Source organism: Pigmentiphaga sp. MLSB6-MA01 (assembly GCF_058793475.1).
Window position 1 is genome coordinate 141,101 of sequence record NZ_JBXAFV010000017.1, and the last position, 12,132, is coordinate 153,232.

Genomic DNA, 12,132 nt, shown 5'->3' on the forward strand with positions numbered 1-12,132 from the left:
CAGCCGTGAGCACCGACGGCAGGCGGAACCGGACCGACCAGTTGCGCATCAAGCACCTGCGTCTGCTGGAGCTGGTGGCCGAACACCATTCTCTGGCCGCGGTGGCGCAGGCCATGCACCTGAGCCAACCCACGGTGACGAGCATGGTGCAAACGCTGGAAGAAGTCTTCGGCACCACCCTGATCGAGCGCAGCGCGCGGGGAGGCAGCCTGACCGACGCCGGCAATCTCGCGCTGCGGCAATTGCGCATCGCCCTGGCCTCGTTCGACACGGCGCTGGAAAGCGTGGTCCGTGGCAGCACGCCGCTGGTACGCGTCGGCGTCCTGCCGCTGCTCGATGCCTGGCTGCTGCCACAGGCCATGGCCAGGATGGAATCCACCGGCACGCTGCCCCGCATCGCCATTACGCACGGCGGCATCAACGTGCTGTACGGCGGCCTGGACCGAAGCGAAATCGATTGCGCGATCTGCCACCTGGACGAGCTGCCCGTGCAGGGCGGCCACCTGACCGACCTGCACATCGAACCCTTGCATGAGGAAAGCCGGCTGTTCGCCTGCGCGACGAACCACCCGCTCGCTCGGCATGCCTCGCTTCGGCTGACCGATCTCGCGAACGAGGAATGGATCGTCCCGCCCAAGGCATCCCAGGCCCGCCGGGTGCTGGAGCGCGTGTTCCTGGGAGCCGGCCTGGTGCCGCCGCAGCCGCGTATCGAGTCCTTTCCCTATCACACGAACCTGGAGGTGGCCGCGGCCACCCGCATGCTGACCTTCGCGCCGTCGTCGCCCGTGCGCCACTATGCCGGGATGGGCCGGGTACACATCCTGCCCATCGCCGACGATATCCCGGTCAGCCGGTTGGCATTCCTGGCGCGCCAGCCCGTGATGCAGTTGCCCGGGGTCGAGCCGCTGCGGCAGGCCGTCGTCTGGGCGGCCCGGCAGATGGCCGCCACGCAGGCAGCCTGAACGGATTCAGGCCCAGGCGCGGAACCCCAGTCCCGGCACCGTCGCGCTGTCCTCGCCATCCCGGAGCACCACCGGCTCCAGCGCGCCACTGGCGACGGCGTCGGCGGCGAACTCCGCCACCGACCGGACCTTGGAAGCCGGCACGCCGGCCTGGGCCAGCCGCTGTTCGAGCGGCGCAGCCTCCCACGCTTCTATCCGCTCCCGCAGGCGCGACTTGAGCAGCGTGGGGTCCTTCGCCCTGAGGAAGGACACCTGTTCGCCCGGTTCGGCCGACACATCGAACAAGGCCGGATCGGTGGCCAGTTCGCCCAGGTCCAGCACCTCCAGCAGGCGGGAGAACTGCGCGGGCGTATTGGCCCCCAGCGCGATCCAGCCGTCGCGGGTCCGGAAAAAGTCGGCGGCGGGACTGCCCGAATAGCCCTGGTTGCCGACGCGGCGCGGCGACACGCCCTTGGTCAGGGCCTCGACGGCGTAGCTGTACATCAGTTGCATCGACGCCGCGGCCATGGACACATCGAGCAGGATGCTGCGGCCGTCGCGGTTGCGCTGGTGCAACGCGCTCACGATGGCCAGCGCGCCCAGCATGCCCGTGGCGGCGTCCACGACCGGGAAACCGGTCTTGATGGGGTCGTCGCCTTCGACGCCGCCCATCATCGCCATCCCCGTCATTGCCTGCACCACGTGGTCGTACGCCGGCCGGTCGGCCCAGGGTCCGGTCCGGCCGAAGCCGGAGATCGAGCAATAGACGATGCGCGGATTGACCTCGCGGATGGCGTCATAGCCCAGCCCGTGCCGCTCCAGCGATCCGGGTCGGAAGTTGTCGACGAACACGTCGGCCTCGCGCGCCATCTCCAGGATCTCCGCGCGCCCGGTCTCGGTGCGCAAGTCCAGCGCCACGCAGCGCTTGCCGCCATTGAGCGACAGGAAGGCCGACGGCCCCCGCTCGGACCGGCGCAGCACGTCGCCGCCGGCGGGTTTCTCGATCTTCACGACGTCCGCGCCCATCTGCGCAAGATAGAACGTCGCCAGGGGGCCGGCGATGACGTGCGAAAAATCCAGTACGCGTACGCCCGCCAGCGGTAGGAAAGTCTGATTCATGGTTTGGCCGTGCGGCGATGCCGCCTAGAATTGAACGATCTTGGAAGCGCGCACGATGCGCGAGAACTTGGCGGTTTCCTTCGCGAGGAAATCGGCGAAATCGTCCGCCGTGGGCGACAGCTCCACCGGCGATCCGTTCTTGTCGAAGAACGCGTTCAGTTCGCCGCGCTTGAACGTCTCGTGGATGGCACGGTTCAACTTGGCCACGATGTCCGTGGGCATGCCCGCCGGCCCCCAGACACCGTTCCACGATTCGATCACCGCATCGTCGCTGCCCAGCGCCTCCTTCAGCGTGGGCACGCCGGCAAGAATAGGCAGGCGCTTGGCCGAGGTCACCCCCAGCACGCGCACGGCGCCCGACTCGACCTGCGGCAGCGCCGCCGTCACGACAGGAAAACAGAACTGCGTCTGCCCGCCCAGCAACGACGGCACGAGGTCCACCGATCCGCGATAAGGCACATGGACCACGTCGATGCCGGTGGTCGTGGCCAGCGCCGCGCCCGCCAGATGCGAGCCCGTGCCCACGCCGCCCGAGGCGAAGTTCAGCTTCCCGGGCGCCTGCCGGGCCGCGGCCACGATGTCCTGGATGGACCGGTACGGCGCGGTCCCCGCAACGGCCAGTACGAACGGATTCATGTTGATCAGCGATACGGGCGCCAGATTCTTCAGCACGTCCACGCCGACCGAAGGGTTGATCAGCCTGTTCGTGATCATGGGCGACCCGCCGAACAGCAGTGTGTAGCCATCCGCCCTGGCCTGCGAGACCGACACCGCGCCCAGCGTGCCGCCCGCGCCCACCTTGTTCTCCACGAATACGCTCTGCCCCATCTGGCTGCCCAGTGCCTCGGCGAACTTCCTGGCCAGCAGATCGACGCCGCCCCCGGCGGCATAAGGCACGATCAGCCGGATCGGGCGGTCGGGATAGGTATCGGCCGGTGCGGCCTGGCTTGCTGCCGGAGCGAGGCAGCAGGTCAGCACCGCGGCAAGAATGCGTGCGCGCATGGCGGGTCTCCTGTTATGGGTATGGGCATGAATGCCGGATGACCGCGATTGTGGCCGCGCCAGCCCCCCGCAACAATTCGAAAATCGGGAACCCGCCTTCGGCTTTTTCTATGGCCGCGGCGAACGGCGCTCAACGCCGGGGAAACGGCTTGCTCAGAAAGCGCGATCCGGCCATCCCGAAGCGCCACGGCACGTCCAGCGCCTTCGAGATGCCGATGCGCGGCCCGATGGCGACATCCGGCACGCCTTCCCGCGCCACCAGTTCGAACGGCGGCTGGTCCAGCGACAGGCCGTCGAAGCGCCGATCGATGCCCAGGGCCTGCCCCACCCGCCCCGGTCCCGAGCACAACAATCGGGGGTCGTCCACGCCGCGCCGCTCGCGCATGGCATCCAGGCCATGGGTAGGCTCCAGCGCGCGTATCAGCACCCCGGCGCCATGACCGGATTCGCGGCAGACCAGGTTCAGGCACCAGTGAATGCCATACGACCGGTAGACATAGGCCCGCCCCGGCTCGCCGAACATCGAGGCGTTGCGCGGCGTCGGCCCCGAGAAGCTGTGCGAGGCGGGGTCTTCCCTGTCATAGGCCTCGGCCTCCACGATGCGCCCCCCTACGCCGTCCACCAGCAAGGTCACACCGATCAGCAAAGGGCCGACCTCGGCCGAGGGGGCATGGAAATCGATATGGGCCAATCGGGTCTTGGAAAACATGGGGATCCTCGCGCTGCCCGCCACGGACGGAGACCCGCGCGCGGGCAGATATGCGGCGTCCGTTCTCGCGGCGAGAACAGAGTGTATCCGCTGGGACGATTGCCGCCCGCCCTCGATCTCCCGATACTTTTGCCGACCCCCGCGTGCCCTCGGCACGGAGCGGGCCACCTCCCGTTTGCTCGAAAGGATACGCACCCATGGATAGACGCCAGGCCCTTCAGACGATGGCCGGCGCGGCAGGCTCCGCGCTGCTGCCCGCGATGCCCGCCCACGCCCAGCCCTACCCCGCCCGCCCCGTTCGCTGGCTGGTGCCGTTCCCGCCCGGCGGCACCATGGACCAGGTGGTTCGTGCCGTCGCCCAGGGTATGCAAGGCCGGTTCGGCCAACCCTTGATCATCGAGAACAAGCCTGGCGCGGGTACCGTCATCGCCGTCGACCAGGCAGCGAAATCCGCTCCCGACGGCTACACGCTGGTCACGGTGGCCAACAGCTTCACCATCAATCCCTCGCTCTACGCCAGGCTGCCCTACGACACCGAGCACGGTTTCGCGCCGGTCGCCCTGCTGGGCGCCACCGCGAACATCCTGGTTGGCCGGCCCGGGCTCGAACCGAAGACGCTGCCGCAGTTGATCGCCTACGCCAGGCGGCATCCAGGCAAGCTGTCCTACGCCTCGTTCGGCACGGGCACCTCCGCCCATCTGGCGGGCGAGATGCTCAAGCAGATGGCGGGCGTGGACATCCTGCACGTGCCCTACAAGGGCGGCGCGCCGGCCTTGACCGACATCCTGGGCGGGCAGGTGGACCTGATGTTCAACAACCTGCCCGACATGCTGCCCTACCTGGCCAACGACAAGCTGCGCGGCTACGGCGTCACGTCCAAGGCACGGTCCGCGTTGGCGCGCGACCTGCCCACCATCGCCGAACAGGGCTATCCGGATTTCGAGACCAACTCCTGGTATGGCGTGCTGGCCCCCGCCGGCACGCCGGCCGCCGTGGTCGCGTATCTGAACCAGGCGATCAATGCCTCGCTGGACGCACCCGCGACACGAACGACCCTGGGGGGTATCGGCTTTGACGTCTCGCCCGGCGCACCACAACAACTGGGCGCGTTGATCGCCAAGGACCTCAAGCTCAACGCGAAACTGGTCCGCGACGCGAACATCAAGCTCGACTGAGGACCGGACTACAGCAGCCGGTTCCGCGCCGAGAAATCAATGGCCTGGCGGGCAATGGCCAGCATGCCGGGCACCACCGGCCGCGTATCGTCCCGCCGCCAGCGGAACGAATAGGGCAAGGCCCCCAGCGCGGGCGAACTCTTGAGCACCCGTATCCGGCCGCGCCTGGCCAGCTCGGCGGCCCAGGCGGCGGGCAGCATCCCTACGCCCACGCCTTCGCTGACCAGGCCCGCGATCGCGCCCCAGTTGTTGCAGATCAGGCGCTGGCGGACATCCAGTCCGCTGTCGTTCAGCCAGTCGTCCAGCAGCCGCGTGGTACCGGCACCCAGCGCCAGGGTGATCAGGGGATGGGCATCCAGCAGGCGGTCGCTCATCGCGCTCGCCAAGGGCTCGGTGTCCGAGGCGATCACCCACGAGAAGCGAGCCTCGCCTATCCGTTCGGAACAGATGTCCGGCCGGGGCGAGCGCCCCGCGATCACGGCGCAATCGAGCTGGCCGCTTTCCAGTCCGTGCTCCAGCGCCGCGCCCACCTCCACCGTGGGCTCGACCACCAGGTCCGGATGCTCGTGCCGGGCCAGCTTCAACAGCCGGGGCAGCCAGGTCAGCGCCGTCAGTTCACCCACGCCGATCCGGCACCGGCCGGTCAATCCCGTGTCCACGGCCACGCAGCGCCGCACGGCTTCGGCTTCCTGCAACAGGTTCCACGCGCGGGGCACCAGCCGGCGTCCCGCCTCGCTCAACTCCGCCTTGTGGCCGGAGCGGTCGAACAAACCGACGCCCAGCGATTGTTCAAGTTCGTTGATGCGCTTGGACAGCGACGAAATGGACAGATGCAGGCGCTCGGCCGCGATGGCGAAGCTGGCGCAGGTGGCCGCCCAGTAGAAGGCCTCGAGTTGCTTGAGCGTCATGGCGTGGCGGGCGGATCTATTTTCCAAAAAGCGAAATAGCTTATTTGGATTTTATCGCTTTCTTCATACAACCGGGGTCCGTAGAGTGGCGTCGACTGGAACTTCCGCACGCCGCGATCCCAATGAGCGCCAACGCCGACCCCACGCCCGCGTCCCCATCCCTGGGCGACACCCCGGCCCAGCCGTCCTCGCGGCCGGCCGGCCTGGACGAGCCACGCATCCTGCGCGAGGCGCTGTGCCTGGACGACTTCGAGGAACTGGCCCGCCGCCGCCTGCCCCGCCCCATCTTCGGCTACGTGGCGGGCGCCGCCGAACGCAACAGCTCGCTGCGCGACAACGTCTCGGCCTTCGCCGAATACGGATTCGTTCCCCGCACCCTGGTCGACGTATCCCGGCGCAGCCAGGCCATCACGCTGTTCGGCACGCGCTATGCGCATCCCTTCGGCATCGCCCCCATGGGCATCAACGCGCTGTCGGCCTACCGGGGCGACATCGTGCTGGCCGCCGGCGCCGCCGAGGCGGCCATGCCGTCGATCATGAGCGGCAGCTCGCTGATTCCCCTGGAAGACGTCGCCCGGCATGCGCCGGGCACCTGGTTCCAGGCCTACCTGCCCGGCGACGTGACCCGCATCGATCCGCTGATCGACCGCGTGGCGGGGGCCGGCTACCGTACCCTGGTGCTGACCGTGGACATCCCGGTCATGGCCAATCGCGAAAACAACGTGCGCACGGGCTTCTCCACGCCGCTGCGCCCCAGCCTGAGGCTGGCCTGGGACGGCATGAGCCATCCGCGCTGGCTGTGCGGCACCTTCCTGCGCACGCTGGCGCGGCACGGCATGCCGCATTTCGAGAATTCGTTCGCCACCCGCGGCGCTCCCATCCTGTCATCCCGCGTCATGCGCGACTTCACCGCGCGCGATCATCTGAACTGGGAGCACGTGGCCCGCATCCGCCGGCGCTGGCAGGGACACCTGGTGCTCAAGGGCATCCTGCATCCCGCCGACGCCGCGCGGGCCCGCGAGCATGGCGTGGACGGCATCATCGTTTCCAACCACGGCGGCCGGCAACTGGATGGCGCCGTCTCGCCCCTGCGCGTCCTGCCCGCCATCGTCGAGGCCGCGGACGGCCTGGCGGTCATGATGGACGGCGGCGCGCGCCGCGGCACCGACGTGCTCAAGGCCGTCGCGCTGGGCGCCCGCTGCGTGTTCGTCGGCCGGCCCTTCAATTATGCAATGGCGGTGGCGGGCGCCGCGGGCGTGCGCCATGCCATTCGGCTGCTGGGCGACGAAGTGGACCGCGGCATGGCCATGCTGGGTATCAACACGCTGGACGAGCTGGATGGCGGCTTCCTCGCGCCCGTGGGCGGAGACCGCCACGCTGCCTGAACGACAACGCCCCCCTTTGCGCGGCGCGCCCTTCGCCCGCCGCTTCCCCACCCCCTGGAACCACCGAACACGGAGATTTCCACCATGACCAAAACCGTCATCTACAGCCCCAACGTCACCCGCACCAAGGCGCCCCACGCCCATGCCGTGCGCACCGGCAACCTCGTCTTCGTGTCGGGCTGCCCCGCCTACTTCGGCGAGATGCAATTGGCCAAGGGCGACTTTCCGGCCCAGATGCGGCAATGCCTGACCAACCTGAAGAACATCCTGGAAGAGGCCGGCTCCAGCCTGGAGAAGGTGGTCAAGGTCAACATCTTCCTGGACCGCCGGGCCGACTTCGACGAGATGAACGAGGTCTACCGCGAATTCTTCGGCAACGATCCCATGCAATGGCCGGCCCGCACCACCGTCGAGGCCCGCCTGCCGCGCAAGGATTTCCTGCTTGAGATCGAATGCGTGGCGGAAGTCTGATCCGCTTCCCCGCCTCCCTTCCCATCGCAAGGACCACCCCATGCCCGCACCCACCCTCGATGTCCATGCCGGAGGCCAGGAATACCTCTTGCCTCCCGATTTCCTCTGGCCCGGCGGCAAGCGCATCGCCGTATTCTTCCGCGTCGCCTGCGAAGGGTGGTCGGACGGCGCCTGGCCGTCGCTGGGCCCGATGGGCAATCCGCTCAAGCCCGGCGTGCCGGACCTGAACGCGCTGGGGTGGGTGGAATACGGCATGCGCCGCGGCATCCATCGCATCCTGGACATCCTGGAACAACACGGCATCCGCAGCACGATGATCATCTGCGGCGTGCTGGCCGAGCGCTATCCCGGGATCGTGCGCCGCATCGCCGATGCCGGGCATGAAATCGTCGCCCATTCGTATGGCATGGACGTGATCCCCGCCTACCTGGACGAGGAACAGGAACGCGCCAACCTGGCGCGCACCACCGCGCTGTTCGAGCGGGCCACCGGCCGCCGGCCGCAGGGCTGGATCAGCCCCCGCGCCACGCCCAGCCCGCGCACCGCGCGCCTGCTGGCCGAGGCCGGCTACGCATGGCATGGCGACACCATGAACGACGACCTGCCCTACCTGGTCCGGTTCGGCGACCACGAAATCGCCGCGTTCCCCGGTGGCATGGAGCTGAACGACACCCCCATGTACATCCGCTACGGCAACTCGCCGCGGATGATGGTCGAGATGTTCGACGACTGGCTGGACTACGTGCGCACGCGGGAAAAAGGCGCCGTGCGCATCGATCCGTCCATCCACGCCCATGTATTCGGCCGCATCACGGGCATCCATGTGTTCGAGCAGTTGATCGAGAAAGCCAAGGCCGCGGACGACATCTGGATCGGGACGCGCCAGGAAGCCATTGCCCACGTGCGCGCCGCCATCCGGCGCTGACTCCCTTCCCCCCCGGAGGTTTCCATGAGCACCCGCCACCCCCGCACCCGGCGCGCCCTGCTGGCCGCCGCGCTTACGACGCTGGCCTGCGCCGGCGCGCCCGCCCAGGCCCAGGCGCCTTTCCCCGACCGGCCGCTGAAGCTGGTCATCGGCTTCGCCGCCGGCGGCTCGACCGACATCGTGGGCCGGATGATCGCGCAGAAAATGTCCGTCGAACTCGGCAAGCCCGTGGTCGTCATCAATCGTCCCGGCGCCTCCGGCGCCATCGGCACCGCCGAGGTGGCGCGCGCCGAACCCGACGGCTACACGGTGCTGGTGAACATCGTGACCACCGCGGTCATCAATCCGCTGACGCAGAAGAACCTGCCATACGATCCCATCAAGGATCTGCAGCCGGTCGCCATGGTGGGCAAACTGCCCAACGTGATCATCCTGAACAAGAACGTTCCCGCGCACGACCTGCGGGAGTTCATCGCCTGGGCCAAGGCCAACCCCGGCAAGGTGACCTTCGGCACGGGCGGCGCCGGCGGCGTGCAGCATCTGTCGGGCGAACTGCTGGCCAAGATGGCCGGCATCCAGATGACACACGTGCCCTACAAGGGTGCCGCGCCCGCCATCCAGGACCTGCTCGCCGGCAACATCACCGCCGTGTTCGACAACGTCACCGGTCCGATCAGCCTGATCAAGGCGGGACAGGTCACGGCCCTGGGCGTAACCACGGAAGAACGCATCGCCGTGCTGCCCGAGGTGCCGACCATCGCCGAGTCCGGCCTGCCCGCGTTCAAGAATTCGAGCTGGATCTCCATCTTCACCCGCGCGGGCCTGCCGCCCGCCGTGCTGGCCCGCCTGGAATCGGCCGTGCTGGCCGCCGCCCGCGATCCCGAGACCGTGGCCAAGCTCAAGGAACTGGGCGCCGTGCCCTCGCCCATGAACACCGCCGAACTGGACCGCTTCTGGCGCTCCGAATTCACCTATTGGCGCGACGCCATCAAGGCCGCCAACCTCTCTCTCGAATAACAAGGAAGCAACGACCATGTCCGCGATCGAAACCCGCCTGAAGGAACTGGGCATCACGCTGCCCGACGCCCCGGTCATCAAGGCCAACCCGGCCCTGGTACCCGGCGTGGCCGCCGGCGGCCTCTTCTTCTGCCAGGGCACACTGGGCCATACCAACGGCGACTTTCCCTACCTGGGCAAGGTCGGCGACAAGGTCACGGTGGAACAGGCCTACCAGTCGGCCCGGCTGTGCGCGATCAACCACCTCGCCCAGGCCAAGGCGGTGCTCAAGGATCTCGATCGCATCGTGCGGGTCGTGCAACTGGTGGTCTACGTGAACGGCGCGCCGGGCTTCGAGCGCGCGCCCTATGTGTCCAACGGCGCCTCCGACCTGTTCGTCGAGGTCTTCGGACCGGAACGCGCCGCCATGGCCCGCGCCAGCCTGAGCGTGCCTGACCTGATCTACACCGCGCCGGTCGAGACGCTGTGCACCTTCGAAATCACGCCGGCGTGACCGCCTCCACGCGACAGGACTCCCCATGAAATATTCCCTACGCATCGCGGCCGCCGCCGGCCTCATGGCGGCCGCGGCCTGCGCCGCCGCCCAGGATTACCCGGCCAAGCCCATCCGCCTGATCAGCGCGTGGACGCCCGGCGGCGCCAACGACATCCTGGCCCGCGCGCTGGGCCAGGTCATCTCCCAGCGCTTCGGCCAGCCCGTGGTGATCGAGAACCGCCCCGGCGCCTCGGGCACGATAGGCACCGCCCACGTCGCCCAGTCGCCTCCGGACGGCTACACGATCACGCTGGGCAGCATGCCGTCGTATTCCACGGCGCCCAGCATGTTCCCGGACCTGCGCTACGACCCGATCAAGGATCTCGTGCCCATCGCCTTCGTGGCCATCGTCCCCAACGTGCTCGTCGTCAATCCTTCGCTGCCGGTCAAGTCCGTGCCCGAGCTGCTGGCCTACGCCAAGGCCAATCCGGGCAAGCTGGCCTTCTCTTCCGTCGGCAACGGCTCGTCGTCCCACCTGGGTGGCGAACTGTTCAAGCTGATGGGCCACGTGGACATGACGCACGTGCCATACAAGGGCACGGCGCCGGCGCTGGTCGACCTGGTGGGTGGCCGCGTCCAGCTCGCCTTCGAGAACATGCCCGCGCTGCTGCCCCTGATCAACGGCGGCCAGTTGCGCGCCCTCGCGGTCACGTCCCGCTCGCGCTCGGCCCTGCTGCCCCAGGTCCCGACCGTGGACGAGGCGGGCTTGAAAGGCTACGAGATCGGCGCCTGGTACATGATGTTCGCGCCGGCCGGCACGCCTCGCAAGGTCATCGACAAGCTGAACGAGGCGGTCAACGCCGGGCTCCAGCAGCCGGACATCCGCCAGCGCCTCAAGGACCTCGGCGCCGAGATCATCGGGGGCACGCCCGAACAGGCCGCGGACTTCCTGAAACGCGACCTGGCCCGCTGGACCGACGTCATCAAGCAGGCCCACATCGTCTTCAACTAGGACCCGCCCATGAACGCATCCCTGTGGAACACCATGCGGCTGGACGGCCGAACCGCGCTCATCACCGGCGCCGGCAAGGGCCTGGGCCGGGCCATCGCGATGGGGCTGGCGCAGGCCGGCGCCAATGTGGCGCTGCTGGCGCGCACCGCGCGGGACGTCGAGGCGGCCTGCGAGGAAATCCGCGCGACCGGCGCCCGCGCGCTGCCGCTGGCCGCCGACGCGACCGATTCCGCCCAGGTCGATCGCGCCGTCTCGGCCGTGCTCGATGAATTCGGCGCGCTCGACATCCTGGTGCACTCGGCCGGAGGCAGCCAGCGCAAGCCCGTGCTGGAACTGGCCGACGACGAATGGAAGCGCCTGATCGGCGCCAACCTGGACTCGACCTTCTATGTCTGCCGCGCGGCGGGACGAGCCATGCACGCGCAAGGCCGCGGCTCCATCATCAACATCGCCTCGGCCGCCGGGCTGCGTGGCCGGCCCAACAATTCCCCCTACAGCGCGGCCAAGGCGGCCATGATCAATTTTTCGCGCGCGCTGGCCATGGAGTGGGCGCCGCAAGGCATTCGCGTCAACACCCTGGCGCCAGGACGCTTCCTGACGCCGCTGACCGAAGCGGAGATGAGCGATCCGGCCAGGCACGCCGCCTTCGTCAGGAACGTGCCGCTGGGCCGGATCGGGCGTCCCGAGGAGTTGAAGGAGATCGTGGTCTGGCTGGCCTCCGATGCGTCGGCCTTCGTGACCGGCTCGACCATCGTGATCGATGGCGGGCAGACGTTGCTTTAGGCCGCATCGACGGTCGTGAATGGCAGGGATCAGGTTCTTGAACCGTCCTTGATCGGTGGGGTGGGGCGGCTCGCGTTGGGGCGCAGCGAAGCCGGTCCCGCTACGCGGGACTACCCGGAGTTGGCACGGTTGCCGGGGCGGGCGTGAACTCGCGCGGGAATAGCCCCCCGGGCTATTCCTACTGCCGCGCTCACACATGCACGCCCTTGC

At 68.5% G+C, this 12,132-nt stretch carries 13 protein-coding genes; 9 read left to right on the forward strand and 4 right to left on the reverse strand.

From position 1 onward, the window contains the following. Positions 1-5: 5 nt before the first annotated feature. Entirely contained in the window at positions 6-962 is a 957-nt protein-coding gene (locus tag AC1Q6E_RS24430; protein WP_296557023.1) for a LysR family transcriptional regulator, read from the forward strand. Between the two features lie 6 nt (positions 963-968). Here AC1Q6E_RS24430 and AC1Q6E_RS24435 read toward each other — a convergent pair whose 3' ends face one another. The 3 genes from AC1Q6E_RS24435 to AC1Q6E_RS24445 all read right to left on the reverse strand — a co-directional run bounded on the left by AC1Q6E_RS24435 (position 969) and on the right by AC1Q6E_RS24445 (position 3,771). Continuing rightward, on the reverse strand, positions 969-2,060 hold the full coding sequence (locus AC1Q6E_RS24435) for a CaiB/BaiF CoA transferase family protein (RefSeq protein ID WP_492573713.1): 1,092 nt from the start codon (positions 2,058-2,060) through the stop codon (positions 969-971). 24 nt (positions 2,061-2,084) lie between these two features. Further along, complete coding sequence (locus AC1Q6E_RS24440) at positions 2,085-3,062, reverse strand: tripartite tricarboxylate transporter substrate binding protein (RefSeq protein ID WP_152796858.1); 978 nt, start codon at positions 3,060-3,062, stop codon at positions 2,085-2,087. Positions 3,063-3,192: 130 nt separating this feature from the next. Continuing rightward, entirely contained in the window at positions 3,193-3,771 is a 579-nt protein-coding gene (locus tag AC1Q6E_RS24445) for a DNA-3-methyladenine glycosylase (protein ID WP_152796860.1), read from the reverse strand. 197 nt (positions 3,772-3,968) lie between these two features. Here AC1Q6E_RS24445 and AC1Q6E_RS24450 point away from each other — a divergent pair, with 197 nt between their 5' ends. Beyond that, a complete protein-coding gene (locus AC1Q6E_RS24450) occupies positions 3,969-4,946 on the forward strand; it encodes a Bug family tripartite tricarboxylate transporter substrate binding protein (protein WP_296557018.1) in 978 nt (325 codons plus the stop codon). Between the two features lie 8 nt (positions 4,947-4,954). Here the strand turns inward: AC1Q6E_RS24450 and AC1Q6E_RS24455 are convergent, their stop codons facing one another. Continuing rightward, the gene (locus tag AC1Q6E_RS24455; RefSeq protein ID WP_152794380.1) at positions 4,955-5,854 is read right to left on the reverse strand and encodes a LysR family transcriptional regulator; all 900 of its coding nucleotides are present in this window, start codon (positions 5,852-5,854) and stop codon (positions 4,955-4,957) included. A 122-nt stretch (positions 5,855-5,976) separates the two neighbouring features. On the opposite strand from AC1Q6E_RS24455, the gene AC1Q6E_RS24460 reads away from it, so the two are divergent. The 7 genes from AC1Q6E_RS24460 to AC1Q6E_RS24490 all read left to right on the forward strand — a co-directional run bounded on the left by AC1Q6E_RS24460 (position 5,977) and on the right by AC1Q6E_RS24490 (position 11,922). Beyond that, a complete protein-coding gene (locus tag AC1Q6E_RS24460; RefSeq protein WP_296557015.1) occupies positions 5,977-7,239 on the forward strand; it encodes an alpha-hydroxy acid oxidase in 1,263 nt (420 codons plus the stop codon). Positions 7,240-7,323: 84 nt separating this feature from the next. After that, a complete protein-coding gene (locus tag AC1Q6E_RS24465; protein ID WP_152794376.1) occupies positions 7,324-7,710 on the forward strand; it encodes a RidA family protein in 387 nt (128 codons plus the stop codon). Positions 7,711-7,750: 40 nt separating this feature from the next. Next, a complete protein-coding gene (locus tag AC1Q6E_RS24470) occupies positions 7,751-8,635 on the forward strand; it encodes a polysaccharide deacetylase family protein (RefSeq protein ID WP_152794374.1) in 885 nt (294 codons plus the stop codon). 24 nt (positions 8,636-8,659) lie between these two features. Further along, positions 8,660-9,652 (forward strand): Bug family tripartite tricarboxylate transporter substrate binding protein, encoded by a 993-nt coding sequence (locus AC1Q6E_RS24475; RefSeq protein WP_492573714.1) that lies wholly within the window; start codon positions 8,660-8,662, stop codon positions 9,650-9,652. 16 nt (positions 9,653-9,668) lie between these two features. After that, positions 9,669-10,145 carry a RidA family protein gene (locus AC1Q6E_RS24480; RefSeq protein WP_152798264.1) on the forward strand — a complete coding sequence of 159 codons (477 nt, stop codon included), beginning with the start codon at positions 9,669-9,671 and terminating at the stop codon, positions 10,143-10,145. Positions 10,146-10,170: 25 nt separating this feature from the next. Further along, on the forward strand, positions 10,171-11,139 hold the full coding sequence (locus AC1Q6E_RS24485; RefSeq protein ID WP_152798265.1) for a Bug family tripartite tricarboxylate transporter substrate binding protein: 969 nt from the start codon (positions 10,171-10,173) through the stop codon (positions 11,137-11,139). A gap of 9 nt (positions 11,140-11,148) precedes the next feature. Next, the gene (locus tag AC1Q6E_RS24490) at positions 11,149-11,922 is read left to right on the forward strand and encodes an SDR family oxidoreductase (protein WP_152798266.1); all 774 of its coding nucleotides are present in this window, start codon (positions 11,149-11,151) and stop codon (positions 11,920-11,922) included. Positions 11,923-12,132: the final 210 nt, after the last annotated feature.